This is a genomic window from uncultured Pseudosulfitobacter sp. (genome assembly GCF_963976325.1).
Classification (GTDB): Bacteria; Pseudomonadota; Alphaproteobacteria; order Rhodobacterales; family Rhodobacteraceae; genus Pseudosulfitobacter.
This window is the reverse complement of record NZ_CAXBJW010000002.1, coordinates 184,913-210,422: the sequence shown is the minus strand read 5'-3', so window position 1 is coordinate 210,422 and position 25,510 is coordinate 184,913. Positions and strand designations below refer to the sequence as shown.

At 62.7% G+C, this 25,510-nt stretch carries 25 protein-coding genes and 1 tRNA gene; 10 read left to right on the top strand and 16 right to left on the bottom strand.

From position 1 onward, the window contains the following. Position 1: 1 nt before the first annotated feature. The 7 genes from AAC077_RS08190 to AAC077_RS08160 form a co-directional block, all read right to left on the bottom strand. Positions 2-766 (bottom strand): 4Fe-4S dicluster domain-containing protein, encoded by a 765-nt coding sequence (locus tag AAC077_RS08190; protein ID WP_339768387.1) that lies wholly within the window; start codon positions 764-766, stop codon positions 2-4. Beyond that, entirely contained in the window at positions 763-3,600 is a 2,838-nt protein-coding gene (locus tag AAC077_RS08185; protein WP_339768386.1) for a molybdopterin oxidoreductase family protein, read from the bottom strand. The genes AAC077_RS08190 and AAC077_RS08185 overlap by 4 nt, the downstream gene beginning before the upstream one ends. Beyond that, positions 3,590-4,693 carry an acetate/propionate family kinase gene (locus AAC077_RS08180; RefSeq protein WP_339768384.1) on the bottom strand — a complete coding sequence of 368 codons (1,104 nt, stop codon included), beginning with the start codon at positions 4,691-4,693 and terminating at the stop codon, positions 3,590-3,592. The genes AAC077_RS08185 and AAC077_RS08180 overlap by 11 nt, the downstream gene beginning before the upstream one ends. 3 nt (positions 4,694-4,696) lie before the next feature. Next, on the bottom strand, positions 4,697-6,472 hold the full coding sequence (gene xsc / locus AAC077_RS08175) for a sulfoacetaldehyde acetyltransferase (protein WP_339768382.1): 1,776 nt from the start codon (positions 6,470-6,472) through the stop codon (positions 4,697-4,699). A 97-nt stretch (positions 6,473-6,569) separates the two neighbouring features. Then, positions 6,570-8,033, bottom strand: a complete 1,464-nt coding sequence (locus tag AAC077_RS08170) for a PLP-dependent aminotransferase family protein (RefSeq protein WP_339768380.1) — start codon at positions 8,031-8,033, stop codon at positions 6,570-6,572. Between the two features lie 134 nt (positions 8,034-8,167). Next, positions 8,168-8,428, bottom strand: coding sequence for a glycine zipper 2TM domain-containing protein (locus tag AAC077_RS08165; protein WP_028957055.1), 261 nt, complete (start codon positions 8,426-8,428; stop codon positions 8,168-8,170). A gap of 272 nt (positions 8,429-8,700) precedes the next feature. Further along, positions 8,701-10,095, bottom strand: coding sequence for an aminotransferase class III-fold pyridoxal phosphate-dependent enzyme (locus AAC077_RS08160; protein ID WP_339768377.1), 1,395 nt, complete (start codon positions 10,093-10,095; stop codon positions 8,701-8,703). Positions 10,096-10,485: 390 nt separating this feature from the next. Between AAC077_RS08160 and AAC077_RS08155 the strand changes: the two genes are divergently transcribed. The 4 genes from AAC077_RS08155 to AAC077_RS08140 all read left to right on the top strand — a co-directional run bounded on the left by AAC077_RS08155 (position 10,486) and on the right by AAC077_RS08140 (position 14,272). After that, on the top strand, positions 10,486-11,493 hold the full coding sequence (locus AAC077_RS08155; protein ID WP_339768375.1) for an ABC transporter substrate-binding protein: 1,008 nt from the start codon (positions 10,486-10,488) through the stop codon (positions 11,491-11,493). Positions 11,494-11,611: 118 nt separating this feature from the next. Beyond that, positions 11,612-12,418: an ABC transporter ATP-binding protein gene (locus tag AAC077_RS08150; protein WP_339769482.1), complete on the top strand. Its 807-nt coding sequence runs from the start codon at positions 11,612-11,614 to the stop codon at positions 12,416-12,418. A 109-nt stretch (positions 12,419-12,527) separates the two neighbouring features. Continuing rightward, entirely contained in the window at positions 12,528-13,757 is a 1,230-nt protein-coding gene (locus tag AAC077_RS08145) for an ABC transporter permease (protein ID WP_339769480.1), read from the top strand. Between the two features lie 101 nt (positions 13,758-13,858). Beyond that, positions 13,859-14,272 (top strand): c-type cytochrome, encoded by a 414-nt coding sequence (locus AAC077_RS08140; protein WP_339768374.1) that lies wholly within the window; start codon positions 13,859-13,861, stop codon positions 14,270-14,272. Between the two features lie 205 nt (positions 14,273-14,477). On the opposite strand, the gene AAC077_RS08135 is transcribed toward AAC077_RS08140, so the two are convergent. Next, positions 14,478-14,553 (bottom strand) — tRNA-Ala (locus AAC077_RS08135). An 89-nt stretch (positions 14,554-14,642) separates the two neighbouring features. Beyond that, complete coding sequence (locus AAC077_RS08130; RefSeq protein ID WP_339768372.1) at positions 14,643-14,975, bottom strand: TIGR02300 family protein; 333 nt, start codon at positions 14,973-14,975, stop codon at positions 14,643-14,645. Between the two features lie 107 nt (positions 14,976-15,082). On the opposite strand from AAC077_RS08130, the gene AAC077_RS08125 reads away from it, so the two are divergent. Both AAC077_RS08125 and AAC077_RS08120 read left to right on the top strand, forming a co-directional pair. Beyond that, complete coding sequence (locus tag AAC077_RS08125) at positions 15,083-15,775, top strand: SprT family zinc-dependent metalloprotease (protein WP_339768370.1); 693 nt, start codon at positions 15,083-15,085, stop codon at positions 15,773-15,775. A 30-nt stretch (positions 15,776-15,805) separates the two neighbouring features. Then, entirely contained in the window at positions 15,806-16,456 is a 651-nt protein-coding gene (locus AAC077_RS08120) for a GntR family transcriptional regulator (protein ID WP_339768368.1), read from the top strand. 33 nt (positions 16,457-16,489) lie between these two features. Here the strand turns inward: AAC077_RS08120 and AAC077_RS08115 are convergent, their stop codons facing one another. After that, on the bottom strand, positions 16,490-17,452 hold the full coding sequence (locus tag AAC077_RS08115) for an acetyl-CoA carboxylase carboxyltransferase subunit alpha (RefSeq protein WP_339768366.1): 963 nt from the start codon (positions 17,450-17,452) through the stop codon (positions 16,490-16,492). A 59-nt stretch (positions 17,453-17,511) separates the two neighbouring features. Then, positions 17,512-18,105, bottom strand: coding sequence for a LysE family translocator (locus tag AAC077_RS08110; RefSeq protein WP_339768364.1), 594 nt, complete (start codon positions 18,103-18,105; stop codon positions 17,512-17,514). 72 nt (positions 18,106-18,177) lie between these two features. On the opposite strand from AAC077_RS08110, the gene AAC077_RS08105 reads away from it, so the two are divergent. After that, positions 18,178-18,630 carry an Lrp/AsnC family transcriptional regulator gene (locus AAC077_RS08105; RefSeq protein WP_339768362.1) on the top strand — a complete coding sequence of 151 codons (453 nt, stop codon included), beginning with the start codon at positions 18,178-18,180 and terminating at the stop codon, positions 18,628-18,630. Positions 18,631-18,636: 6 nt separating this feature from the next. Here AAC077_RS08105 and AAC077_RS08100 read toward each other — a convergent pair whose 3' ends face one another. Further along, positions 18,637-19,092: a DUF302 domain-containing protein gene (locus AAC077_RS08100; RefSeq protein ID WP_339768361.1), complete on the bottom strand. Its 456-nt coding sequence runs from the start codon at positions 19,090-19,092 to the stop codon at positions 18,637-18,639. Between the two features lie 70 nt (positions 19,093-19,162). Further along, on the bottom strand, positions 19,163-20,119 hold the full coding sequence (locus AAC077_RS08095; RefSeq protein ID WP_339768360.1) for an L-malyl-CoA/beta-methylmalyl-CoA lyase: 957 nt from the start codon (positions 20,117-20,119) through the stop codon (positions 19,163-19,165). 282 nt (positions 20,120-20,401) lie between these two features. Between AAC077_RS08095 and dgcN the strand changes: the two genes are divergently transcribed. The 3 genes from dgcN to AAC077_RS08080 all read left to right on the top strand — a co-directional run bounded on the left by dgcN (position 20,402) and on the right by AAC077_RS08080 (position 23,300). Continuing rightward, positions 20,402-21,403, top strand: a complete 1,002-nt coding sequence (gene dgcN / locus AAC077_RS08090) for an N-acetyltransferase DgcN (RefSeq protein WP_339768358.1) — start codon at positions 20,402-20,404, stop codon at positions 21,401-21,403. A gap of 65 nt (positions 21,404-21,468) precedes the next feature. Then, on the top strand, positions 21,469-22,434 hold the full coding sequence (dgcA, locus tag AAC077_RS08085) for an N-acetyl-D-Glu racemase DgcA (protein WP_339768356.1): 966 nt from the start codon (positions 21,469-21,471) through the stop codon (positions 22,432-22,434). Between the two features lie 5 nt (positions 22,435-22,439). Then, on the top strand, positions 22,440-23,300 hold the full coding sequence (locus tag AAC077_RS08080) for a D-amino-acid transaminase (RefSeq protein WP_339768354.1): 861 nt from the start codon (positions 22,440-22,442) through the stop codon (positions 23,298-23,300). Positions 23,301-23,433: 133 nt separating this feature from the next. Here AAC077_RS08080 and AAC077_RS08075 read toward each other — a convergent pair whose 3' ends face one another. The 3 genes from AAC077_RS08075 to AAC077_RS08065 all read right to left on the bottom strand — a co-directional run bounded on the left by AAC077_RS08075 (position 23,434) and on the right by AAC077_RS08065 (position 25,456). Beyond that, positions 23,434-24,090: a MarC family protein gene (locus AAC077_RS08075; RefSeq protein ID WP_339768352.1), complete on the bottom strand. Its 657-nt coding sequence runs from the start codon at positions 24,088-24,090 to the stop codon at positions 23,434-23,436. 139 nt (positions 24,091-24,229) lie between these two features. Further along, complete coding sequence (locus tag AAC077_RS08070) at positions 24,230-24,859, bottom strand: glutathione S-transferase family protein (RefSeq protein ID WP_339768350.1); 630 nt, start codon at positions 24,857-24,859, stop codon at positions 24,230-24,232. Between the two features lie 3 nt (positions 24,860-24,862). Then, positions 24,863-25,456, bottom strand: coding sequence for an OsmC family protein (locus tag AAC077_RS08065; RefSeq protein ID WP_339768348.1), 594 nt, complete (start codon positions 25,454-25,456; stop codon positions 24,863-24,865). Positions 25,457-25,510: the final 54 nt, after the last annotated feature.

The following is a 25,510-nucleotide window of genomic DNA, read 5'->3' as shown; positions in this document are numbered from 1 at the left end:
CTCAGAGCTTCTCCAACGTCTTGTCGAGCCAGCCCAGAAAACCGCCCGGAGCGTCGTCGACAGGGGCAAGGTAGGGGGCCAGCACGTCAATCTCGGGCAGGGCATCCTTGGGCCGTGGGGGCAGATATTTGTTGACCGGCCTGGTGCCCATTTCCGGCATCAGGTCCATGCCGCCCCGTTCCGCCGTCAGCCGCGACACATGGCTGTCGGGATCGGCAAAGTCGCCAAAGTGGCGCGCGCCTGACGGGCAGGTGCGCACGCAGGTCGGGATGCGGTCCACCTCTTCAAGGTTCTCGTTATAGATGCGGTCGACACACAGGGTGCATTTCTTCATCACGCCCTCGGCCTCGTCCTTTTCACGCGCGCCGTAAGGGCAGGCCCAGGCGCACAGGCCACAACCGATGCAGTCGCTTTCGTTGACCAGAACGATGCCATCCTCGACCCGCTTGTAGCTGGCGCCGGTGGGGCAGACGGTGACGCAGGGCGCGTCCTCGCAGTGCAGGCAGGATTTGGGAAAGTGGATCAGTTGCGCGGGCGGCTGGACCTTGGCCGAGGTGGCCAGCGGCTGCACCTCGTAGCTGTGCACGCGGTTCAGGAAGGTGCCGGAGGGGGCCGCGCCATAGGGGTCCTGATCGGACAGGGGCGCGCCGTAGTTTTCGGTGTTCCAGCCCTTGCACGAGATCACGCAGGCATGGCAGCCGACGCAGGTATCAAGGTCGATCACAAGTCCCAGTTTGCGTTCGGTTTTTTCGGGAAGTTGCGTCATTTGCCCACCTTCCATGCCAATCTGTCCGGCCCCTGACCCACGGGCGATTTGATCGGGTCCATGACCGGTTTCGACTGATCCTGCGGCGCGGCCTTGGCGATGCGCACCTTCAGGTCGAACCACGCGGCCTGTCCAGTCACAGGGTCGGAGTTGGCCCAGCGCAACCCGTCGCCCTTGGGCGGCAGCAGCTCGTGGATCAGGTGGTTCAGCAGGAACCCCTTGGTTGCCTCGGGTGCGTCCTTGTCCAGCGCCCATGCGCCCTTGCGCTTGCCGATGGCGTTCCACGTCCAGACCGTGTTGGGGTTCAGCGCCGCCATTTCCAGCACCGGCACGGTAATCTCGCCGTGGGGCGAGGTGACAGTGGCCCAGTCGCCATCCTTCAGGTCGTGGTCGCGCATCAGGTTGGTCGGCAGGTACAGCGGGTTGTGCCCGTGCAACTGCCGCAGCCAAGCGTTCTGACTGCCCCAGGAATGATACATCGCCATCGGGCGCTGGGTCAGGGCGGTGATCGGATATGCGTCGGCGCGGTTGTCGCCCGAGGGGTCGTACCAGATCGGCAGCGGGTCCATCGTGCGGCGGATGCGGTCGCGCAGGTGGTCGGGCGGCTGGCGGTCGCCGTGGCCTTCGGCGGCCAGTTGGAACCGGCGCAGCGGCTCGACATAGAGCGAGAACAGATAGGGCTGCGGCGCGTCGAACAGGCCCATGCCCACGGCCCAGTTCTGATAGGCCATGTTCCACGGTTTGTAGTAGTTCGCCCCCTGCGGGATGTGTTCGACAAAAAAGCCGCCGTTTTCGATATAGGTGTCGATCTGGCTGGCATTTGGCGCGCCGCGCCCTGCGGTCAGACCGTTTTCACCCACGCGCCAGCCTGCCAGCGGGCCGATGCCGGGGCGGCGTTCGTGGTTGGTTATATAGTCGGCGTAATCGGCGTATTTCTGTGCGCCGTCTTCGGTGACAAAGCCGGGCAGGTTCAGCCGCGCGCCCAGATCGCACAGCACCGACTGGAACCCGCGCACGTCGCGGTCGGGTTCGACCACGGGCCAGCGGATCGCATCGGCGGCGGCATCCGCCTCGCAGATCGGACGGTCCAGCAAGGAGATACAGTCGTGGCGTTCCAGATAGGTGGTGTCGGGCAGGATCAGATCGGCATAGGCGACCATCTCGGAACTGTACGCATCCGAATAGATGATGCGCGGGATCACGTAATCGCCGTTGGCATCCGTGTCGGTCAGCATGTCGATCACACCGCGTGTGTTCATCGACGAATTCCACGCCATGTTGGCCATGTACAGGAACAGCGTGTCGATCTTGTACGGGTCACCCGCATGGGCGTTCGAGATTACCATGTGCATTAGCCCGTGCGCCGACATCGGGTTGTCCCATGTGAACGCCTTGTCGATGCGCGCGGCGGTGCCGTCGGGCTTCAGGGCCAGATCGTCAGGCCCTTGGACAAAGCCCAGGTGCGGGCCGTCCAGCGGGCCGTTGCAGGTGGTTTTGCAATGCGGTTTCGGGTGGGCCGTGGCCGGTTTGGGATAGGGTGGTTTGAACCGGAAGCCGCCCGGCACCTCGACCGTGCCAAGGATGATCTGCAACACATGCAGCGCGCGACAGGTCTGGAACCCGTTGGCGTGGGCGCTGATCCCGCGCATGGCATGAAAGCTGACGGGGCGGCCTGTCATTTTTGTGTGGGTCTCACCACGGAAGTCGGTCCATGCGTGGTCCAGCTCGAACGCCTCGTCAAAGGCGACGCGGGCCAGTTCGGATGCAATGGCGCGGATGCGCGGCGCGGGAATGCCGGTGCGGTCGGCCACGGCCTCGGGGGCGTAGTCGTCGGACAGGTAGCGTTCGGCCATCAGGTGCATGACAGGCCGGTGGGTGACCCCCGCCGCGCGGTGGGTGGCGGCCAGATCAGGGCGCACGCCCTTTTGGTCAAAGGGGGCCGGCTTGCCGGTAGTGCGGTCGATCACCAGTTCCTTGCCGTTTTCGTCGCGCAGCAGCAGGCCGAATTCGGGTGACTTTTCATCGCTGTTCACAAGGCAGGGCGCGTTGGTGAACTGCGCCAGATAGTCCAGATCAATCTTGCCCGCCTTCATCAGGCAATGGATCAGCGCCATGATGAACAACCCGTCGGTGCCCGGGGTGATGCCAACCCAGTCATCGGCCACGGCGTTGTAGCCGGTGCGGATCGGGTTCACCCCGATCACCCGCGCGCCGCGTGCCTTGATCTTGCCTATGCCCATCTTGATCGGGTTGCTGTCGTGGTCTTCGGCGACGCCGAACAGCATGAACAACTTGGTGTGGTCCCAGTCGGGCTGACCGAATTCCCAGAACGCGCCGCCCATGGTGTAGATGCCGGCCGCCGCCATGTTGACCGAACAGAACCCGCCGTGCGCCGCATAGTTGGGCGTGCCAAAGTTCTGCGCCCAGAAGGAGGTGAACGATTGCGACTGGTCGCGCCCGGTGAAGAACGCCAGCTTTTCGGGATTGTCGCGGCGGATCGGTGCCAGCCAGCCGCTGGCGATCTCCAGCGCCTCGTCCCAGCTGATTTCCTCGAATTCGCCCGATCCGCGCGGGCCGATGCGTTTCAACGGGGCGCGCAGGCGGGCGGGGGCGTTGTGCTGCATGATGCCGGCCGAGCCTTTGGCGCACAGCACGCCCTTGTTCACCGGATGGTCGCGGTTGCCTTCGATATAGGCGACCCGTTTCTTGCCGTCCTCGCCTGTCTTCATGTGCACATTGATGCCGCAGCGGCAGGCGCACATGTAGCAGGTGGTTTTGCGGACCTCGTCCGAGACCTTGGGCGACAGGTCCAGCGCGGGCTGCTTATGGGGCATTCTTGTGGTCCTTCAGCAACGTGATGGCGTCGCGGGCGATCTGTTGTTCTTCGGCGGCGGGGATCACCCAAGCGGGAATATTTCCCAACCACGATAGCTGTGCAAGAACATTATTCCTGATAGCGGCGTCGTTCTCGCCGATGCCGCCGGTAAAGGCGATGCCGTCGATGCCTTGCATTGCGGCAATCATCGCACCAGCCTGTCGCGCGATCCAATAGCAGAAGTGGTCGCGGGCAAATTGCGCCTGTGGCGAAGTGCTTTGTTCCAGCGTGCGCATGTCGGCGCTAAGGCCGGACAGACCCAGCAGCCCGCTGTCGTGATAGAGCATGTGCGTCGCGGCATCTGCGCCCAGCGTGTTCACCAGATGCAACACCGCGCCTGCGTCGATCTCGCCCGCGCGGGTGCCCATGGTCAGGCCGCTGAGGGGCGAAAAGCCCATGGTGGTGGCCACGGATTGTCCGTCGCGTATGGCGCACAGCGATGCGCCGTTGCCCAGGTGCAGGGCCAGCAGACGGTGCGGCAATGGCGTGCCGGTGGCCTGTTCGAACCCGTGAACCAGTGCGGCATAGCTGGTGCCGTGAAAGCCATAGCGTTGCAGGTTCGCCGTGGCGGGCACATCGGGCAGCGCATAGCGGCGTGCGACGGCGGGGTTGGTCGCGTGAAAGGCCGTGTCAAAGGTGGCGAATTGCGGCAGGCCGGGCACAAGCGCCTGCACCGCGTCGATGGCGGACAGGTGGTGCGGGTTGTGCAGCGGGGCCAGCGGCACGGCGTCCGAAATGGCGGCGCGGATCGCGGGCGTGATCCGCGCCGAGGCTGTCAGCCCGGCGCCGCCATGCACCACGCGGTGCGCCGCCGCGCGCAAGGTCTGGGGCTGTATTCCGGCACCGGACAGCGCGTCGAAAATCGCGGCAAGGGCGGCGGTGTGATCGGGCAAGGCCAGATCGTGCCGTGTCCCGTCGCCGACGCGAATGCTGCCCTGCGTGCCGATGCCCGCGGCCTCGATCCGCAGGGTTTCGCGCAGATTTGCATCAAACAGGGCCGTCTTGATCGAAGACGACCCTGCGTTGATCACAAGGACTTGCGCGTCGGACATGCCTTAGACCGATTGCGGGCGCATGTCGGCCTTGGACACACCGGCGACCGACACCGGTTTTTTCATCGCATCGCGGCGGAAGGGTTCGCCCAGTTCCTGATTGATCATCGCCTCGATCAGGGTGGTCTTGCCGTTCATCTGGTCTTCGACGGCTTTGGTCAGGGCGGCGGTCAATTCTTCCATCGTGCGCGCCACGACACCTTGCAACCCGCAGGCCTGCGCAATGCCTGCATAGGACACGTCGGTGTCCAGTTCGGTGCCGACAAAGTTGTCGTCGAACCACAGGGTCGAGTTCCGCTTTTCCGCGCCCCATTGATAGTTGCGGAACACCACTTGGGTGATCGCGGGCCATTCGCCCCGGCCGATCGCGGTCAGCTCGTTCACTGCGATGCCGAACGCACCGTCGCCGGAAAAGCCCACGACCGGCACATCGGGCTGGCCGATCTTGGCGCCGACGATGGCGGGCAGGCCATAGCCGCAGGGGCCGAACAGACCGGGGGCCAGGTATTTGCGCCCGTCGTCAAAGTCGGGATAGGCGTTGCCGATGGCGCAGTTGTTGCCGATGTCCGAGCTGATGATCGCGTTGCGCGGCAGGGCGGACTGGATCGCGCGCCACGCCATGCGCGGGCTCATCCAATCGGGCTTGTCGGCGCGGGCGCGCTGGTTCCATGTGGTGCCTTCGTCGTCGTCTTCGTGGTCCATGCTGGACAGTTGCTGTGCCCAGGTGGATTTGGCCTGTGAAATGCGCGCCTTGCGGTCGGCGCGGCCTGCATCGCCTGCGTCATCGGACAGTTGCGACAGGATGCCCTTGGCCACCTTGGCCGCGTCCCCGATGATGCCCACGGTGACCTTTTTGGTCAGACCGATGCGGTCGGGGTTGATGTCGACCTGAATGATTTTGGCGTTCGTGGGCCAATAGTCCATGCCATAGCCCGGCAAGGTGGAAAACGGGTTCAGCCGTGTGCCCAGGCACAGCACCACGTCGGCGTCCTTGATCAGTTCCATCCCCGCCTTGGACCCGTTGTACCCCAGCGGCCCCGCAAACAACGGGTGCGATCCGGGAAAGGCGTCGTTGTGCTGGTAGCCGACGCAGACCGGCGCATCCAGCCGCTCGGCCAGCTCTTTGGACGCGGCGATCCCGCCCTTGGACAGGACCACGCCGGCGCCGTTCAGGATTACGGGGTTCTTGGCGCCCGACAACAGTGCAGCGGCGGCGGCCACTGAATTTTCGCCGCCCGAGGATTGTTCGAACTCGATGGGTTCGGGAATGTCGATGTCGATCACCTGCGTCCAGAAATCGCGCGGAATGTTCAACTGCGCAGGGCCGGACAAACGCTTGGCCTTGGCGATGACGCGGGTCAGCACCTCGGCCACGCGGGACGGGTCGCGGACCTCTTCCTGATAGGCGACCATGTCTTCGAACAGTTTCATCTGCTCGACTTCCTGAAAGCCGCCCTGACCGATGGTCTTGTTCGCGGCCTGCGGAGTGACCAGCAACAGCGGCGTGTGGTTCCAGTATGCGGTTTTCACGGCGGTGACAAAGTTGGTGATGCCGGGGCCGTTCTGCGCGATCATCATCGACATCTTGCCGGTGGCGCGGGTGTAGCCGTCGGACATCATGCCGGCCGACCCTTCGTGCGCGCAGTCCCAGAAGGTGATGCCTGCCTGCGGGAACAGGTCCGAGATCGGCATCATGGCCGAGCCGATGATGCCAAAGGCGTGTTCGATGCCGTGCGCTTGCAGTGTTTTTACAAATGCTTCTTCGGTCGTCATTTTCATGGCAAGGGGCTCCGGCAGGTTAAGGGAATGATTCCGCGTTTCGTCGCAGAGTACGATTGCACGTCAGGTGCGGTTAGGGCCAGTTGCGACAGGCGGATCAGGCCAGATGCGCCAGCGTGTTCGCAACCCGGTACACGCCCTCGGTGATCCGGCTGGACGGGATCGAGGAATAGGCCAGCCGGTAGAAATTGCGCGGGCGGTCGGGGCCCGAGAAAAAGGATTCACCCGGTTCGATCAGCACGCTTTGCGCTTTCAGCAAATGCGCCAGTTGCGTGGTGTCCACCGACGCCGGCGCGCGCATCCAGAAGGACGAGCCACCTGACACCCCCTGACCTGCGATGGTCAGGCCGGTGTCGTCGATGGCCTGTTGCATCACGTCGCGGCGTTTGTGCAGGGTCATGCTCATCTTGCGGACCAGCGCGTCGTAGTGGCCCAGCGACAGGAAATAGGCGACGGTGCGCTGGATGTGCCCGGGCGGGTGACGCAGGACCGACGCGCGCAGCGCGCGGGCCTCGCGGATGAACGGCTCGGACCCGACAAGATAACCCAGCCGCAGCCCCGGAAACAGCGATTTGGAAAAGCTGCCCACATAGATCACCCGTCCGTCCGCATCCATCGACTTCAGTGACGGCGAGGGTGCCTTGAGGAAGGACATCTCGAATTCATAGTCATCTTCGACAATCAGCGCGTCCATTTCGGCGGCGCGGTCCAGCAGGGCGCGGCGGCGGTCCATCGGCATGGTGGCGGTTGTGGGGCACTGGTGGCTGGGCGTGGTAAAGATCACATCGGTGCCGGGCGGGATCGCGTCGGGCGGCAGGCCGTGTTGATCGACGCGCACATGGGACAGATTGCAGCGCGACTGGTTCAGGATATCGTGCAGGGCGTGATAGCAGGGTTCTTCCAATGCCGCATGGCGGCGCTGGGTCAGCAGCACCTGTGTTGTCAGCCACAGCGCGTTTTGCGCGCCCAGCGTGATCAGCACCTGTTCGGGGCGGGCGGTGATGCCCCGGCGGGGCAACGAATGGCGCACGATGAATTCGATCAGCTTGGGATCGTCCTGATCGAAGTAATCCGTGGTCATCGGCCCAAAGTCGCGTTGCCCCAGCGCTTGCATCGCGCACAGCCGCCAGTTGGCGTGGTCGAACAGGGTCGGATCGGCCTGACCATAGATGAACGGATAGCGGTAGTGCGCCCAATCCTGCGGCTTCGTGGGCGTCTGTCCGCCCGAGAACCGCTGGCCGATGGCGCGGGACCAGTCCACCGCGTCCGGCGTGTCGGGCAAGGCGTCAAAAACCGGCGGGACCGGTGCCGTTTCAGACACGAAATAGCCCGACCGCCCGCGTGATGTCAGGTAGTCGTTGGCCAGAAGCTCGGTATAGCTGAGGGTGACGGTGATCCGGCTGATGCCAAGGTGTTGCGCCAGTTTGCGGGTCGAGGGCAGCTTTTCTCCGGGCTGAAAGCGGCCCGACAGGATGCCTTGGGCAATCATCTGCTGGATCTGGCTTTGCAGCGTCCCCTCGGCGTCGGGGTGCAGGAAAAATGTTTCGACCGGAACTGTCATGCCACAGGATTACACTGGACTTACGTGCGCGGCAATGTGGCGCTATCGCTGAAACGCAAAAGACCCCGGTCGAAACCGGGGCCTTTGCTTGGACATGTGAAGTGTCACTCGGGTGCTTTAAGCTTTTGGAAAGCTTACGGGCACGACGCGTAGTAACGCGAGCCGTCTGCACGTTGGTACACACACTGGCCGTTTTGCGTTTTGCCGATGTAGTTGCCAGCGACACCGCCAACTGCTGCGCCGATCAGCGCGCCTTTGACCTTGTCGTTGCCGCCCGAAACAGTCGCGCCGATTGCAGCACCGGTCAGGGCGCCGGCGGCAGTTGTGTTCGACGTGGTGGATTCGCAAGCAGCCAGCGATGCGATCAGCGGAATGGCGATCAGAAGCTTTTTCATTATGGTCTTCCCTTGTTGAATTCTAAAACGAGAACGCAGTTACCGAAGAAACGGTTCCCACATTTTTTCGATACGGTGAAAAAAGGCTTTGGGGCGCAAGATACCACCGGTCCTGTTCGGGCAAGACATGATGAGACGTAGCGAATTGTTGCACGGCGTCAAGCGGCGCACCGGATGCGCAGGCGAAGAAGCGCCGAGCAGGGCAGGGGTATGAAACGCGAAACGGGCAAAGGTTTCCCTTCGCCCGTTTGGTCCAAATCATTGGTATGTCGTCAGGCGAACACGTCGCCCAAGGCTTTGTCGACGGCCGCGATGATCTGGTTGATGTCGTCCTTGGTCGCGATCAGCGCAGGCGAGAAGCACAGGCTGTTGTTCTTGCCCGGCAGCGACCGGTTGGTGGCCCCGATGATCACGCCCTGCGCCATGCAGTTGCCGACGACGGCCTGAACCTTGGCCTCGTCCGCAGGCGCACGGCTGTTGCGGTCGGACACCAGTTCCGCCCCCAGGAACAGACCCTTGCCGCGCACATCGCCGATCACGACGTGTTTGTCGGCCAGCGCGTGCAACTGGTCCAGCATATAGGCGCCCATCTGCGTGGTGTTCTCCAGCAGGTTTTCGTCCTCGATGATGCGCATGTTCTCGATCGCCGCAGCGGGGCCTGCGGTGCAGCCGCCAAAGGTCGAGATGTCGCGGAAATAGTTCAGCTTGTCCGACGGGTCGTCCTTGAACATGTCAAAGACCGCTTCGGTGGTCACTAGGCAGGCAATCGCCGCATAACCCGAGGCCACGCCTTTGGCCATTGTCACCATGTCGGGCTGAATGCCGTAGTGCTGGTAGCCGAACCATGTGCCGGTGCGGCCCAAGCCACAGACCACTTCGTCGATGTGCAGCAGGATGTCGTATTTTTTGCAAATCTCCTGCACGCGGTCCCAATAGCCGTCGGGCGGGGTGATCACGCCGCCACCTGCGGTCACGGGTTCAAGGCACAGCGCGCCCACGGTGTCGGGCCCTTCGGCCAGGATAACCTTTTCGATCTGGTCCGCAGCCCAGACGCCGTAGTTTTCCTGCGGTGCGCCGTCCTGTTCAAAGGCGCGGTATTCCAGGCAATGCGGCACGCGCACGAAACCGGGCACGAAGGGGCCGTATTGCGCGTTGCGCTCGTCCTGACCACCCGCCGACAGGCAGGCGATGGTGGTGCCGTGGTAGTCGCGGTCGCGGTACAGAACCTTGTGTTTCTTGCCGCCGTATTTCTTGTGCGCGATCTGGCGGACCATCTTGAACGCCTTCTCGTTCGCCTCGGACCCCGAGTTGCAATAGTACATGCGGTCAAGGCCGGGCATTTTATCCAGCAGCTTTTCGGCAAACAATGCGCCGGGGATCGACCCGGCAGAGCCTGCGAAATAGTTCAGTTTCACCAACTGGTCGCGCACGGCGTCCGCGATGCTTTCGCGGCCATAGCCCACGTTGACGGTCCAGACGCCGCCCGACACCGCATCAAGGTGCTCTTTGCCCTTTTGGTCCCAGACCTTCATGCCCTTGCCCTCGACGATGATGCGCGGGTCGATCGCGCTTTCAAAAGGCTGGTGCTGGATCAGGTGGTGCCAGACGTTTTTGCGGTCGGCTTCGACCACACGGCTTAGGTCGTTTTCGTTAAAGGTTCCGTCCATTGTCTGGCCTTTCGGAATGCATAAGGAGGGGATGGGGTGACGTAAGACATAGTGCACCCGTTGACGATGAAGAAAACAGCAGAAACGCACGCCACGATAGGGCCAGTGGCGGTGCACAGATGATTCCAGTTTGCCAGTGCTGACAGGGCACACCCGTCCTGGTGGAAATAGGAATGCCGCAATTTCAGGGGGTTCTGACACATCTGCGATTTCGGACCGCCATCTGCTGTGTGCCAAGCGCCCTTGGAAAAAACATTGATCGGCGCGGGATATTGCAGTGGGATTGGGCAGCGCCGGATGATGCTTGATGCAACAACCGGACCAAGCGGCGGCCGGACCGCCGGGACAACGCGAAGCGCCGTGCAAAATGGTGCGCAACGGGAGACGACAATGACATTTAAATCCAAATTGATGAGTGCCACCGCCGCAATCGCCATGCTGACGGGTGCGCAAACCGCCACGGCCGCAGGGCATGGCGAAATTACCGTGGCCTATTTCCTGGAATGGCCGATGCCGTTTCAATACGCCAAAGAAACCGGCATGTACGAAGACGCCATGGGCACCAAGATCAACTGGGTCAGCTTTGATACCGGCACCGCGATGAGTGCGGCGATGGCCTCGGGCGATGTGCAGCTTTCGGTCAGTCAGGGTGTGCCGCCCTTTGTCGTGGCCACTTCGGCCGGCCAGGATTTGCAGATCGTCGATGTGGCCGTGTCCTATTCGGACAACGACAACTGCGTCGTGGCCTCGGGGCTGGAAATCGACAAGGACAGCGCGGGCGAACTGGCGGGCAAGAAAGTTGCCGTGCCGCTGGGCACCGCGGCGCATTACGGGTTTCTCAGCCAGATGAACCACTTTGGCGTTGATATTGCGTCGATGGAGATCGTCGACATGGCCCCCGCCGAAGGGGCCGCCGCATTGGCCCAGGGGTCGTTGGACATGGCCTGCGGTTGGGGCGGTGCGCTGCGCCGGATGAAAGAGCATGGCAATGTGCTGCTGACCGGTGCGGAAAAGGAAGAGCTGGGCATTCTGGTGTTCGACGCCACGACCGCCCCCGCAACTTATGTCGCCGAGAACGGCGATATGGTGGCCAAGTTTCTGGCGGTAACGGCCAAGGCCAACGCCATGTGGGCGGACGAGGCAAACCATGCCACGATGCTGCCGGTGATCGCCAAGGATGCGGGCATGAGCGAGGAAGACACGATGTCGACCCTGTCGACCTTCAAGTTCCCCACCGTGGATGAACAGCTGAGCGACAAGTGGCTGGAAGGCCGCGCACAGGCATTCATGAAGGGTGTCGCGGGCGTGTTTGTCGAGGCGGGGTCTATTCCGTCGGCGCTGGACAGCTATGCCGGCACGGTGAACATCGGGCCGCTGCAATCCGCGAAAGACATGTAAGGCACGGGCCGCCGCGCGCCCGATGTGGCGTGCGGCGGCTGACAGTCGAGGCGGGGCAAACCCCGCCCATGGGGCCGAAATAGGCAACAGGAACACCAACACGGGGGCGACCATGACCATGACGGGACTTGTGATCGACAAGCTGTCCATGCGGTTTGATCTGCCGGGCGGCGGCGCGGTGCAAGCGCTGCAGGATGTCAGTCTGGATCTGAAACAGGGCGAACTGCTAAGCGTGCTGGGGCCGTCGGGCTGTGGCAAGACCACGCTTTTGAACATCGTGGCGGGGTTTCTGGCCCAGACCGAAGGCGAGGTGCGGCTGAACGGTGTGCCGGTGCACGGCCCCGATGCGCAACGCGGCATGGTGTTTCAGCAAGGCGCGCTGTTCGAGTGGATGAGCGTGCGCGAGAATGTCAGCTTTGGCCCGGATATGAAGGGCACGCCCAAGGCCGAAAGCCGCAAGACGGTTGAACACTTGCTGAACGTCGTGGGCCTGCACGATTTCAAGGACAAGATGGTGTATGAACTGTCGGGCGGGATGCAGCAGCGTGTGGCGTTGGCCCGCTGTCTGGCCAATGACCCTGATGTGATCCTGATGGACGAACCGCTGGGCGCGCTGGACGCGCTGACCCGCGAGAAGATGCAAAGCCTTGTGCTGAAGCTGTGGAAGGAAACCGGCAAGACCATCATCCTGATCACCCATTCGGTCGAAGAGGCGCTGTTGCTGGGCGAGCGTCTGGTGGTGATGGCGCCGCGTCCGGGGCGCATTCACAAGGAATACCGTCTGCCTTTTGCCGATCTGGGTGTGGGCGCCGACCTGCGCGAGGTCAAGAAACATCCCGACTATGCGCCCACCCGCGAGGAGATTCTGAACATGATCTGGAACATGGAAGAAGAGATCATGGGCCGCAGCGAGGAGAGCGCCTGACATGCTGCAAATTTTTCAAGACCTTGGCGGCGAGCTGGCGCAGTTGTTCCTGTCGGTTCTGGGCGCTTTGCCTTTCATTCTGGGCTATCTGGCGCTGATCCTGCTTTCGATGGTCATCTGGACATTCATCCGCGCCCAGATGGGCCGCGTGCGTGACTACCGGTCGTTGAAAACGGTGACGTTTGGCGATGAAAGTGCCGTTGTCTCGGACAAGGCGGCGTCGGTGATTTCCATCGTGCTGATTTTTGTGATCTGGGGCGCGTTCACCGGATCGGGGTGGCTGCCCGGTCCGTTGCACGCGCCGGGGCCGTTCGTGGGGCAGGACAGGTTCACCTATACAATCGAAGGTCCGGACGGGGCCAAGGCCGATGCGACCGTTTTCGTGTCCGTCTACCGGCAGGGCGAAGAGCCCGCACCGTTAGAGTTCGACGCAGGCACCGGCCCGGTGCAGAACGACAGTGTCGAGGTGCAGGCGTACCGGTCAAAGTTGATCAGTTGGGATGCCAATGACGCGGTCACCCGCAAGGACGGCGCAAAGGTTGTCGCGGTGGACGGTCGGGCGATTGACGCCAATACGGATGTCGACGTGGGCTTTGGCCGCGTGGCACTGACCGACAAGGGCACGCTGAACTTCGAGCCGGGGCAGGGTTGGCAGATGGAGAACATCTGGTTGCCGGCCCCCGACAGCGTCTGGCGGCGATTGGTGTCGGTCAGCGCGGATGGTTATCAGAACGTGACGCTGGCCGAACACCTGAGCTATTCGCTGTTTCGGGTCATCGTCGGCTTTGCGCTGGGCGCGCTGGTGGGGATTCCGCTGGGCTATGCGATGGGCCTGTCGAACTGGTTTCGCGGCTGGTTCGATCCGATTGTCGAATTCATGCGCCCGGTGCCGCCGCTGGCGTTGATCCCGCTGGTGATCATCTGGGCGGGCATTGGTGAACAGGGCAAGATCATCCTGCTGTTCCTGGCCGCGCTGTGGATCATGGCCATCGGTGCACGGTCGGGCGTGTCTGGGGTAAAGATCACCAAGGTGCACGCGGCCTATTCGCTGGGGGCCAGCAAGTGGCAGATCCTGCGCCATGTGATCATCCCCAACTCGTTGCCCGAGATTTTCACCGCCGCGCGCGTGGCGATGGGCGTGTGCTGGGGCACCGTTGTGGCCGCCGAACTGGTGGCGGCGGAAAAGGGCGTGGGCAAGATGATCGTGGCGGCGTCCAAGTTTCAGGACACCGACATCGTGCTGATGGGGATCATCCTGATCGGCATCATCGGCTTTGGCATCGACATGCTGATGCGCTGGGCCGAACGGATTCTGGTGCCGTGGAAGGGCAAGGGCTGAGGCCCTGTCTGCGCGGGGGAATTTGCGGGCAACTTGATGTGGATCATGGCAGGGCGGCGCAAGGCAGGCGAGATTGAGCAGAACATTAAGGTGAGGACCCCATGCGCAGTTTTCTATCAATCACGTCCGCTTTCGCACTGATGGCGGCAGGGCTTGTGGCCTGCACCGATCCTGTCATGCCCGACCGGACGGACGGCGCGGCGTTCTTTGCCGACAACTGTGTGGCCTGTCACGGCACGCGGGGGCGGGGCAACGGGGCCTTTGCCGACGGGCTGCAAGCCAGGCCTGCCGATCTGACCACGCTAAGCCGTCGCAACGGCGGCACGTTCCCGTCCGCGCGAGCGCTGAGCTATATCTATGGCGACCCCGAGCAGTCCCACCTTGCGCGCGTCATGCCGCAATTCGGCGGCGCGATGGCGCAGGATCTGGTGCCGGTGGAGATTGACGGCGTGCTGACCCCGACACCGCGCGTGCTGGCGGGGCTGCTGGTCTATCTGGAAAGCATTCAGGAATAGCGAGGAGCGTCGCAAAGCCAACGGGACGACGCGCGGTGCGTTCAGGCTTGCCTGCGCCGCCCATAGGTGTGTTTTTTGATACCGACAGAGCGGATCATGCGGGGCCAAATCGCTGTATCTAGCGGGGTAGGTCCAAAGGACGACCACCAGTTGATGCCGAAAGGCTGGGAATGTGCTGGAAAACCTCTCGAACGGTGAGAGGGGATGGTGGAGCATAGCGGGATCGAACCGCTGACCTCCTGCATGCCATGCAGGCGCTCTCCCAGCTGAGCTAATGCCCCATCCTTTGTGACCCTGTTGGGTCCGTGCGCCGCTGATTAGGCGGTTTGGCAGGCGGGATCAAGCGAAAAGATCACGCCTGCCGAAAGCTTTATGTATCGTCGTCATCCGACGCCACATCGGCGATTTCGTCCAGCGGAACGGTATCGTCGTCGTCATCGTCTTCCAGCAGATCATCGTCCAGGTCGACATCAACATCGCTGTCGTCATCGTCCAATACGACGTCATCGTCGTCGTTGTCCGCGGCTTTCGCCTTGGCTGTTACCGCGTCTTCCGCATCTGCGGCGATCATGCGGGATTTGCTGGCGTCCAGTTCGACCACTTCACCCGTATAGGGGCTGACGATCGGGTTCTTGTTCAGGTCGTAAAACCGCTTGCCGGTGGTCGGGCAAAGGCGTTTCGTACCCCATTCTTCCTTGGGCATGATGTCCCCTTTGAAATCTCTGTTGCATCTAGGCGATTCAGGGCAAGTGCCATATGGTGTGCCCGGAGTCAAAGCCTACGTGATAAGTGGGTAAAGGAGCAGATAGGATGGCGATGCATCTGTTGCAAGAAGGACCGCCCGTCGAGGTGGTTTTGCGCCGGTCTGCGCGGGCGCGGCGGATTTCGCTGCGGGTGTCTGCTTTGGACGGTCGCGTCACGCTGACCTTGCCCAAGGGGGTGGCCGAGCGCGAGGCGATGGCCTTTGCCCGGTCCAAGGAAGATTGGATACGCGGACACCTTCAGGCGCGGCTGGACAATATTGATGTCGGGCACGGGGCCGAGGTGCCGCTGGGCGGACAAGCGTTGCGGGTGGTGCCGGGGGCCGGGCGACGGGTGGTTGTGGGCGATCAGACGATTGCAGTGCCCGGTGCGCCCGAACAGGTCGCCGCACGGTTGCAGGCGCATCTGAAGGCGCTGGCGCGCGCGCGACTGGCTGCGGCGTCTGATCTGTATGCCGAACGATTGGGGCGGCCATACCAGCGGATCAGCATCCGCGATACCCGGTCGCGGTGGGGGTCGTGTTCGTCGCGCGGGAGGTTGATGTATTCGTGGCGGCTGGTGCTGATGCCGCAGGCGGTGCTGGAGTATGTTACAGCGCACGAGGTGGCGCATCTGGAACAGATGAACCATTCGCAGGCTTTTTGGGACACGGTGACGCGCATTCACGGCCCCTATGACACCGCACGAAGCTGGTTGCGGCGGCACGGGTCGGACTATCACCGGTATCGCTTTGGCGATTGACCGTTGCCGAATTTGTGATCACAAGGCGATATGACCACACCCGCACGCGCCACCGAAGTCACCCCAGCCGCCCATGATCGGGTGTATCGTCAGTTGCGCACGCGCATCATGCATGGCGATATTCCCCCCGGTCAGGCGCTGACCCTGCGCGGGGTCGCCAGGGACTATGAGGTCAGCATGACCCCCGTGCGCGAGGCGGTGCGCCGTCTGGTGGCCGAAGGGGCGCTGACCATGTCGTCATCGGGGCGTATGGGCACGCCCGAACTGTCTGCGGAACGGATCGAGGAGCTGGCGGCGTTGCGGGCGTTGATCGAGGTTGAGCTGGCCAGCCGCGCCTTGCCGCGCGCGCATATGGCGCTGATCGAGCGGTTGCAGACCATCAATGGCGCGGTGTCCGAGGCCGTGGCCCACCGCGATGCGGTCAGCTATATCCGCACCAACCTGGAATTTCACCGGACGTTGTATTTGCGCGCACAAGCCCCCGCCATGCTGGCCATGGCCGAAACCGTCTGGTTGCAGATGGGGCCGACGATGCGGGCGCTGTACGGGCGGTTGCGCCGGACCGAGCCGCCGCATTACCACAAGCTGATTATCGCGGCCTTGCGGGCCGGGGACGAGCCGGGTTTGCGGCTGGCCGTGCGCACCGACGTGACCCAAGGTCTGCGGATGCTGGCGCGCTGAACAGGCCCGCGCGCCTCTGTCGAGACTGGCGGCTTATGCAGCCAGCCCCTTGTTGCCCAAATCCAGAAACTTGCGACGGCGGTCCTGGATCAGTGCCTTGGCATCCATGCCCTTGAGGTCTTTCAGCATCTCGGAAATCGCCTTGCCCACCGCATCAATTGCATCGTTTGCGTGGCGGTGCGCGCCGCCCATCGGCTCGGGGATGATCTTGTCGATCACGCCCAGTTGCTTGAGGTCCTGCGCCGTCAGGCGCAAGGCCTCGGCCGCTTCGCGCATTTTCTCGGCGTCTTTCCACAGGATCGACGCGCAGCCCTCGGGACTGATGACCGAATAAACGGCATGTTCCAGCATCGCAACGCGGTTCGCGGTGGCAAAGGCCACGGCACCGCCAGATCCGCCCTCGCCGATCACCACGGACACGACCGGCGTGCCGATCTGCAAGGATTTCTCGGTGGCGCGTGCAATCGCTTCGGACTGGCCGCGTTCTTCGGCGCCTTTGCCGGGATAGGCGCCGGGTGTGTCCACCAGCGTGATCACCGGCAGGCCAAAGCGGCCGGCAAGGTCCATCAGGCGAATCGCCTTGCGATAGCCTTCGGGGCGGGCCATGCCAAAGTTGCGTTCGATCCGCGATTTGGTGTCGTTGCCCTTTTCATGGCCGATCACCATCACCGGCGTGTCGTTGAAGCGCGCCAGCCCGCCCATCACGGCGTGATCGTCGGCAAAGTTCCGGTCGCCCGCCAGCGGGGTGTAATCGGAGAACAGACGTTTCACATAGTCGATGCAATGGGGGCGTTCGGGGTGCCGTGCCACCAGACATTTGCGCCAGGGTGTCAGCGACGAATACAGGTCCTGCATCATCGCCTTGCCCTTGGCGTCCAGCGCGGTCGCCTCGGCGCTGGTGTCCGTTTCGGGGTTGTTGCGGGCCATGGCACGCAGTTCTTCGGCTTTGCCTTCGATTTCAGCCAGTGGCTTTTCGAAATCCATATACTGGGTCATCTGCTCGCTCCGCTTCGACTTTGGTCGATATATGGCGTTGGTGGGCGGCAAATGCAATCTTAGGGAAACAGCACCGGGTAAAGCGAGGCGATCAACAGCGCAGCCATTGTCCAGTTAAAGACAGCCAGCCGCGTCGGGTTTGTCAGCACCCGCGCCATTTGCTGGCCCATGATTGTCCACAGGCTGACCGATGGCAGGTTGATGGCGCCAAACACCACGGCAACCAGCGCGATGCCTGCAACCGTGGTGTCGGGCGTATAGGCCGATATAGCCGTCAGGGCCATCGCCCAGGCCTTTGGGTTGACCCACTGGAAGGCGGCGGCTTGCAGGAATGTCATTGGCGTGCCCACGGCATCGCCGCGTTTGATCGGCGCGGCGGTGGCGATTTTCCATGCCAGATACGTCAGATAGAGGATCGAGATGACTTTGAGCGCCGTGTAGCTGACAGGATAGGCGTTGAACACCTGCGCGAGCCCAGCCCCCACCACCAGGACCATAAAGACGAACCCAAGCCCGACCCCCAGCATATGCGGGACCGTGCGCAGAAAGCCAAAGTTCGCGCCCGATGCCATCAGCATCAGGTTGTTCGGCCCCGGCGTGATCGAACTGACAAAGGCAAAGGCCGCAAGGGCAAGGAGAATATCAAGTGTCATGCGCAATGAATGACGTTGAATTGGCGGTTTGAAATTGCAAACTTGGTGCTGGGGCAAGGAGTTTTGCAATATATGGCGAAGCTGGATCAAATAAACGAACGAATATTGCAAGAGCTGGGCCGCAATGGTCGGATCAGCAATCTGGAACTGGCCGAGCGGGTGGGGATGTCCCCGTCGGCCTGTTTGCGGCGGGTGCAGGACATGGAGCGCAGCGGGTTGATCAAAGGGTATCGCGCTGTGCTGGACCGCGCAGCGTTGGGGGCCGGTTTCGTGGCTTATGTCGGTGTCGGGCTGCGCGATCACACCAAAGCCGCGCAAGAGGCGTTCGAGCGTGCCATCGCCCGCGCACCCGAGGTGCGTGAATGTCATAACACAACCGGAACCATCGAATACATGCTGCGTGTCGAATGCGCTGATTTGCAAAGCTACAAGGCGTTTCACACCGACATGCTGGGGGCCTTGCCGCAGGTCAACGCGATCACGTCTTACGTCGTCATGGGATCGCCCAAGGATGAACGGGCGTAACGGCGATCAGTTGGCGGCTTGCGCTGCGATGGCGGCAAATGTCGCGTCCAGTTCTGTTGCAACAGGGGTCAGGTCGCTGCTGTAGGGCGCATAGATCGCCGAGGGCAGTTTGTAGCTAAGCGTGGCCGTGCCGTCCGCATTCTCGGTGACATAGACACGAATCGGCGCTTCGATCATCGCGTGGGTGTCGATGTTCAGGATTTGGACCGCCAGCGCATTGTTGAACAATCCGATGACGCGGTTGCCGGGAATGGTGATGCCGCGTGTGGCGGCGGCACCCGTGGGCCCGGCTTCGGTGACAATGCCCATCTGGTGCGCTTTGGCGGCTGTTTTCACATCCGCAACCAGTTGGTCATAGGGTTTGCCGGTGGGCACCACGGCCCAGCCGTCGCGCGCGGTGATGTCCGCGACCTCGGCAAAGGCGGGCAGGGACAGCATCAGCAGGGCAATCAGAAAACGCATGGGGCCTCTCACGGTATGTGGAGGCCCCATTGAGGCACGAAAGTGCCCCGCACATCCAGTCACGAGCGCGTCAGCCGGTGATCATCTCGTATTGTTTGACGACGACCTCGGCCTGTTTGATCGACGCGATGTCGACCAGACGGCCCTTGTAGACGGTGGCACCCTCGCCGTTGGCCTTGGCCTGTTCCATCGCGGCCAGAATCTCGCGGGCTTCGGCAACGGCCTCTTCCGAGGGGGTGAACACTTCGTTGGCCAGCGCGATCTGCTTGGGGTGGATCGCCCATTTGCCGACCATGCCCAGCGTCGCCGACCGCAGCGCCTGCGCGCGGAAGCCGTCATCATCCGAAAAGTCGCCAAAGGGACCATCGACCGGCAACACGCCGTGCGTGCGGCAGGCGGCGACGATGGCGGCTTGGGCCCAGTGCCACGGATCGGACCAATGCTTGGCCCCGTCGCGCAGCATGTAATAGTTTTCCTGTGTTCCACCGATGCCTGTGGTCTGCATCCCCATCGACGCGGCAAAGTCGGCGGCGCCCAGGCTCATCGCGACCAGACGCGGCGAAGATGCGGCGATTTCTTCCACGTGGGCGATGCCAGCGGCAGATTCGATGATGACCTCGAAATTGATTTTCTTCGTGCGCCCCTTGGCGGTTTCAATCGCGGTGACCAGCGCATCAACCGCATAGATGTCGGCGGCGCAGCCCACCTTGGGGATCATGATCTGGTCCAGACGCTCGCCTGACTGCTCCAGCAGATCGACGACGTCACGATACCAATAGGGCGTGTCCAGACCGTTGATGCGCACCGACAGGGTCTTGTTGCCCCAGTCGTGTTCGGAAATCGCCTGAATGATATTGGCGCGCGCGGTGTCCTTGTCCGACGGGGCGACGCTGTCTTCGAGATCCATGTTGATCACGTCGGCTTCGGAGGCGGCCATTTTGGCGAACAGCTTGGTGTTCGAGCCGGGACCGAAAAGCTGGCAGCGGTTCGGGCGTGCGGGGGGCGTGGGCTGAAGGCGGAAGCTCATCTGCGGACCTTTCGAGGTAATATTATTGCGTCATCATTGGGTCTAGCAGGTATTAAATTGCGCTGCGTTCCGCAAGGTTGATTTTGCAGGCGCAGCAATTCCAGGCGTCGCGCTGCGGCGGCTTGGTGGGCGATTCTTCGAAAATATCAGCAGTCTTTCGAAGAAATATGCTGATTGTGCGTGTCGTGCGCTGGGTTTCGAACCAACTTGTGCCAGAATTCGCTCAATATCAGGGCAAAGCGGCGCAAGCCGAGGACACGCATGACCAAAAGGACTGCCACAATGATCAAGACACCCTATTTGCTTTTCCTGGGCGACGCTCCCGACCAACTGGCCGCCAAAGTGGCCCAAGGCATCAAGGATTGGCGCCCCGACAATGCGGTCGGCCAATACCGTATGGACGGCTGCGGGGCGGACCTGAAGCTGACCGATATGACGTTGCAAGAGGGTCTGGACGCGGGCGCCAAGACATTGGTCATCGGCGTGGCGAACCGGGGCGGCATCATTTCCAAGGCCTGGAAAGAAGTGCTGCTGGCCGCGCTTGAGGCGGGCTATGATCTGGCCAGCGGCCTGCACAACCTGCTGGAAGACGAACCCGAACTGGTCGCCGCCGCCGCCAAATACGGCCGCGAAATGCACGACGTGCGCGTGGCCTCTGTCGATTACCCCATCGCCAACGGCGAAAAGCGCACCGGCAAGCGCGTGCTGGCCGTCGGCACCGACTGTTCGGTTGGCAAGATGTACACAGCGCTGGCGCTGGACGAGGCCCTGCGCGCCAAGGGCGTGAAAAGCACATTCCGCGCCACCGGCCAGACCGGCATTTTGATCACCGGCGAAGGTGTGCCGCTGGACGCGGTCGTGGCCGACTTTATGGCCGGGTCGATCGAATACCTGACGCCTGACAACGATGCCGACCATTGGGACATCATCGAAGGGCAGGGCAGCCTGTTCCACGTCAGCTATTCCGGCGTGACGCTGGCGCTGATCCACGGCGGCCAGCCCGACGCGCTGATCATCTGCCACGAGCCGACCCGCAAACACATGCGCGGCCTGCCCAGCTATACGCCGCCCAGCATCGGTCAGGTCAGCGAGCTGGCTCTGGCGCTGGCGAAAGTGGCAAATGCGGATTGCAAGGTCGTGGGCATTTCGGTGAACACACAACACATGGGCGACGACGAGGCCCGCGCCTATCTGGCCGAGCTTGAGGCCGAATACGGCATGCCTGCGGTTGACCCGTTCCGCCACGGGGCCGAACGGCTGGCGGATGCGATTGCAGCTTTGTAAGCTGCGCCTGTTGCCGGGGGCGGATGCCTCCGGCGGGAGTTTTTCTGGCAAGATAAAGGTGATGTATGCGCATTGATGTGACGCGGGATGTGTTCCAGTTGGCACAAGTTTTTACCATTGCGCGCGGGTCCCGGACCGAGGCGCAGGTGCTGACGGTTCGGGTGACGGATGGAGACGTGACGGGCGTGGGCGAATGTGTGCCCTATGCCCGCTATGGCGAAACGCTGGACAGCGTGACGGATCAGATCAACGGGCTGCCTGCGGATATTTCGCGGATGGGTCTGTATGATCTGCTGCCGGCCGGTGCGGCGCGCAACGCCGTTGACTGTGCGCTGTGGGATCTGGAAGCGAAACGCGCGGGCAAGCGGGTGTGGGAGCTGGCCGGTCTGGTCAAGCCCGGCCCCGAAATCACCGCCTATACCCTGTCGCTGGACAGCCCCGAGGCGATGCAGGCGCAGGCGGCCAAGAACGCCTTTCGTCCGCTGCTGAAGATCAAGCTGGGCACGCCCGACGATATGCCCCGGCTTGAGGCCGTGCGCGCGGGTGCGCCCGAGGCGCGGATCATCGTGGACGCCAACGAAGGCTGGTCCGCTGAGGTTTACGCCGATCTGGCGCCGCATCTGGTGCGTCTGGGTGTGCAACTGGTCGAACAGCCGTTGCCCGCGGGCGAGGATGACGCGCTGATCGGCATGGACCGCCCCGTGCCGGTCTGCGCCGATGAAAGCTGCCATGACCGCGCGTCGTTGCCGCATCTGAAAGGCAAATACGACGTGGTCAACATCAAGCTGGACAAGACCGGCGGCCTGACCGAGGCGCTGGCGCTGCGCGACGAAGCGCTGGCGCAAGGTTACCGCGTGATGGTTGGCTGCATGGTCGGATCGTCGCTGGCGATGGCGCCCGCGACGCTGGTGGCGCAAGGGGCCGAGGTTGTAGACCTTGACGGGCCGCTTCTGTTGGCCGAAGACCGCGACGAACCTTTGATCTTTGACGCCGCTGGGGTGCATCCCCCCAGTGCGAAACTATGGGGATGATGCACATGCGTACTGTTTATGTGAACGGCGACTACCTGCCCGAGACCGAAGCGAAAGTGTCGATCTTTGATCGCGGCTTTCTGATGGCCGACGGTGTCTATGAGGTGACCAGCGTGCTGGACGGCAAGCTGATCGACTTTGACGGCCACGCGGTGCGTCTGCAACGCTCGCTGGACGAGCTGGACATGAAGAACCCGATCACCAAGGACGACCTGCTGGAAGTCCACCGCGAATTGGTGCGTCTGAATGACATCAACGAGGGCATGATCTATCTGCAAATCACCCGTGGCGCGCCCGATGACCGCGACTTTGCCTTCCCTGATCCCGAAACCGTGCCGTGCACTGTGGTTCTGTTCACCCAGAACAAGCCGGGCCTTGCCGCCAATCCGGTGGCGCAAAAGGGCATCAAGGTGATCAGCATCGAAGACATCCGCTGGGGCCGCCGCGACATCAAGACGGTGCAGTTGCTGTATCCGTCGATGGGCAAGATGATGGCCAAGGCGGCAGGCGTCGATGACGCGTGGATGGTGCAGGACGGTTTCGTGACCGAGGGCACCAGCAACAACGCCTATATCGTCAAGGACGGCAAGATCATCACCCGTCCCAAGACCAACGACATCCTGCACGGCATCACCCGCGCCGCCGTGCTGCGCTTTGCCGAAGAGGCGCAGATGACCGTGGAAGAGCGCAACTTTACCATCGAAGAAGCGCAGGACGCGGACGAGGCGTTCATCACCTCGGCCAGCACCTTTGTCATGCCGGTGGTCGAGATCGACGGCGCGCAAATCGGTGACGGCAAACCGGGTTCGGTGGCACCCCGCCTGCGCGAGATCTATCTGGAAGAAAGCCGCAAGGTCGCGATCTAAGTCGCGGCTTTAGCGCCTGCCGCTATGCGACCCTTCGGGGAGAGTTTACCTGGCAAGATGAAGGCAGTCCGCTGCGCTTCTCAGGTTCAAAAAATCCTCCCCGAAGGGTCGGCCGGCCAAGGGCGCGGGGGTGTCAGTCTGCCGGCGCCGATATGGCTTCGGGCGGCTCAAGGCTGAGCACACCCAGCGCGTCCAGTCCGCCCATGATGGAATCCACAGCGATGGTGGCCAGGATGATGCCCATCACGCGGCTGATGACGCTGGCGCCGGTGTTGCCGATCAGCTTGTGGATGACGGTGGCGGCCAGCAGCAGCGCCAGCGTGATGCCCAGCACCAGCACCAGCACCCCGGCGGTGATAAGCTGTTCGGTCACGGTCTGGCTGTGGTTGTCGGTCAGCACCACGATGGCCAGCATCGCGCCGGGCGATGCGATGGAGGGCATCGCCAGTGGAAACACCGCGCCGGCCATCGGATCCCGCCCTGCGGCGGAAATCTCGTTGTCGGATTTGGAATCGCCAAAGATCATCGACAGGGCGAACAGGAACAGCACGATCCCGCCCGCGATCTGGAACGACCCGAAGCGCAGGCCCAGACCTTCCAGCAGAAACTGGCCACCGACCAGAAAGGCCAGCAGCACAAGCCCCGCGATCAGCGTGGCGCGCAGGGCAATCCGGCGGTGCAGGTGCCGCGGCGCGCGGGCAGCGGCATACAGAAACACCGGAATGGTGCCGACGGGGTCGATGACCACGAACAAAGTGACGAATTCGCGTGCGAGGCTGGTGAAGTCCAAGGGCTGGGCTTTCGGTTGGCGTTAAAGGGGTCTGTTTGGATATACCCGTGATTTCCGCACAATAGAAGGTCGGCAGGCAGGAATTTAGGGGCAGATCGCCGCCAATCGGGCGATCTGCCGCCTGTTGTGGCGCACCGGCCTAGATCTGGGCGCTGGGGCGTGCCTTGATGGCCGCGTACCACCGCAGCAGGTTCGGGGTTTCGTCCGTCACGCCCATCTTGATCACACGGGCAAAGTCGCTGAACACAAAGGCCGAGATGTCGGCAAAGGTGAACGCGTCTCCGGCCAGATAGGCGCTGGTGCCCAAATGCTGGTCCAGCATCTGTTTGAACAGCGTCACCCGCGCGCGCCCGCGCTCCGCCAGTTGCGGGATCTGTTCAAAGTTCGCAGGCCCGGGAATGGCGCGGTCTTTCATGTGCGGGTTGGAATTGCGCAACACTTCGGCGACGGCCATCGCCCCCTGGCTTTCGCAGATGGCATTCCATTGCAGGATGTTCGCACGCTCGTCCGGCGTGGTGCCGATCAGGGGCGGTTCGGGGTGCGTGTCCTCAAGATACATCGCGATGGCCAGATTTTCCGTCAATGTGGTGCCCGCGTCGGTGATCAGCACAGGCAGCGTCGCGCGCGGGTTCACCGCGCGAAAGGCCGCGCCCAACTGTTCGCCCTTGGCGATCGAGATGTCGTGGGTTTCGGGGGTCAGCCCCTTTTCTGCCAGAAACATCCGCGCGCGGCGCGGGCTGGGGGCGGTGGAGCAATCGTAGAAGATCATGAGTCAGCCCTTGCGGTTGATGGTTTCGGTGCCGTTGTGGACCAGACGGGTCGACCACGGGATCGGGTTGCGCAGGGCAAAATGTGCCATGCAGGCGCCTTCGGCCTCGTCCAGCAGTTCCTGAATGCGCTCTTGCGGTTCGGGGCTGTCGATCAACACATGGGTTTCGACCATCTCGGTTTCGCCTTCGGTGGTGTGGCCCATGTCGCGCATTGTGCTGAGGTTGGTCTTGAACCGCACGCGCTGTTCCAGACGCAGTGACGTGATGTCGATTTTGCGGGCGGTGTAGATGTCCGTCAGGTGCGTCATCAGGCAAAAGCCGATGCCGGCACAGAAATAGGCCAGCGGCGGCGGCGCGGTGTCGTCGCCCACGGGCGTCTGCTCATCACAATACAGGCGCAGCGGGGAAAACCCCGGAATGTTCACCTGTACCGTGCCGGTTTTCTTCTGGCGGCCGGTGGCTTCGGCCACAAGGTTCACCTCGAAATGCAGCGGTTCGGGCGGGCGGCCTTTTTTGAACGGGCTGGGGGTGTATTGGCTGGGCGCGGGCGGCGCATCGGCGCGGGTCCCCACGTGGTAACGGCTTGATTGGGTCATTGGTGTCCTCCCCTGACGTGCGGGAAGGGTGTCTTGGCGGTGCGCGCTTGTCCA

Excerpts from the sequence above, each read along its gene's own strand:
- AAC077_RS08190 (WP_339768387.1), bottom strand. The coding sequence starts at position 766 with ATGACGCAACTTCCCGAAAAAACCGAACGCAAACTGGGACTTGTGATC.
- AAC077_RS08185 (WP_339768386.1), bottom strand. The coding sequence starts at position 3,600 with ATGCCCCATAAGCAGCCCGCGCTGGACCTGTCGCCCAAGGTCTCGGAC.
- AAC077_RS08180 (WP_339768384.1), bottom strand. The coding sequence starts at position 4,693 with ATGTCCGACGCGCAAGTCCTTGTGATCAACGCAGGGTCGTCTTCGATC.
- xsc (WP_339768382.1), bottom strand. The coding sequence starts at position 6,472 with ATGAAAATGACGACCGAAGAAGCATTTGTAAAAACACTGCAAGCGCAC.
- AAC077_RS08170 (WP_339768380.1), bottom strand. The coding sequence starts at position 8,033 with ATGACAGTTCCGGTCGAAACATTTTTCCTGCACCCCGACGCCGAGGGG.
- AAC077_RS08165 (WP_028957055.1), bottom strand. The coding sequence starts at position 8,428 with ATGAAAAAGCTTCTGATCGCCATTCCGCTGATCGCATCGCTGGCTGCT.
- AAC077_RS08160 (WP_339768377.1), bottom strand. The coding sequence starts at position 10,095 with ATGGACGGAACCTTTAACGAAAACGACCTAAGCCGTGTGGTCGAAGCC.
- AAC077_RS08155 (WP_339768375.1), top strand. The coding sequence starts at position 10,486 with ATGACATTTAAATCCAAATTGATGAGTGCCACCGCCGCAATCGCCATG.
- AAC077_RS08150 (WP_339769482.1), top strand. The coding sequence starts at position 11,612 with ATGACGGGACTTGTGATCGACAAGCTGTCCATGCGGTTTGATCTGCCG.
- AAC077_RS08145 (WP_339769480.1), top strand. The coding sequence starts at position 12,528 with ATGGTCATCTGGACATTCATCCGCGCCCAGATGGGCCGCGTGCGTGAC.
- AAC077_RS08140 (WP_339768374.1), top strand. The coding sequence starts at position 13,859 with ATGCGCAGTTTTCTATCAATCACGTCCGCTTTCGCACTGATGGCGGCA.
- AAC077_RS08130 (WP_339768372.1), bottom strand. The coding sequence starts at position 14,975 with ATGCCCAAGGAAGAATGGGGTACGAAACGCCTTTGCCCGACCACCGGC.
- AAC077_RS08125 (WP_339768370.1), top strand. The coding sequence starts at position 15,083 with ATGGCGATGCATCTGTTGCAAGAAGGACCGCCCGTCGAGGTGGTTTTG.
- AAC077_RS08120 (WP_339768368.1), top strand. The coding sequence starts at position 15,806 with ATGACCACACCCGCACGCGCCACCGAAGTCACCCCAGCCGCCCATGAT.
- AAC077_RS08115 (WP_339768366.1), bottom strand. The coding sequence starts at position 17,452 with ATGACCCAGTATATGGATTTCGAAAAGCCACTGGCTGAAATCGAAGGC.
- AAC077_RS08110 (WP_339768364.1), bottom strand. The coding sequence starts at position 18,105 with ATGACACTTGATATTCTCCTTGCCCTTGCGGCCTTTGCCTTTGTCAGT.
- AAC077_RS08105 (WP_339768362.1), top strand. The coding sequence starts at position 18,178 with ATGGCGAAGCTGGATCAAATAAACGAACGAATATTGCAAGAGCTGGGC.
- AAC077_RS08100 (WP_339768361.1), bottom strand. The coding sequence starts at position 19,092 with ATGCGTTTTCTGATTGCCCTGCTGATGCTGTCCCTGCCCGCCTTTGCC.
- AAC077_RS08095 (WP_339768360.1), bottom strand. The coding sequence starts at position 20,119 with ATGAGCTTCCGCCTTCAGCCCACGCCCCCCGCACGCCCGAACCGCTGC.
- dgcN (WP_339768358.1), top strand. The coding sequence starts at position 20,402 with ATGATCAAGACACCCTATTTGCTTTTCCTGGGCGACGCTCCCGACCAA.
- dgcA (WP_339768356.1), top strand. The coding sequence starts at position 21,469 with ATGCGCATTGATGTGACGCGGGATGTGTTCCAGTTGGCACAAGTTTTT.
- AAC077_RS08080 (WP_339768354.1), top strand. The coding sequence starts at position 22,440 with ATGCGTACTGTTTATGTGAACGGCGACTACCTGCCCGAGACCGAAGCG.
- AAC077_RS08070 (WP_339768350.1), bottom strand. The coding sequence starts at position 24,859 with ATGATCTTCTACGATTGCTCCACCGCCCCCAGCCCGCGCCGCGCGCGG.
- AAC077_RS08065 (WP_339768348.1), bottom strand. The coding sequence starts at position 25,456 with ATGACCCAATCAAGCCGTTACCACGTGGGGACCCGCGCCGATGCGCCG.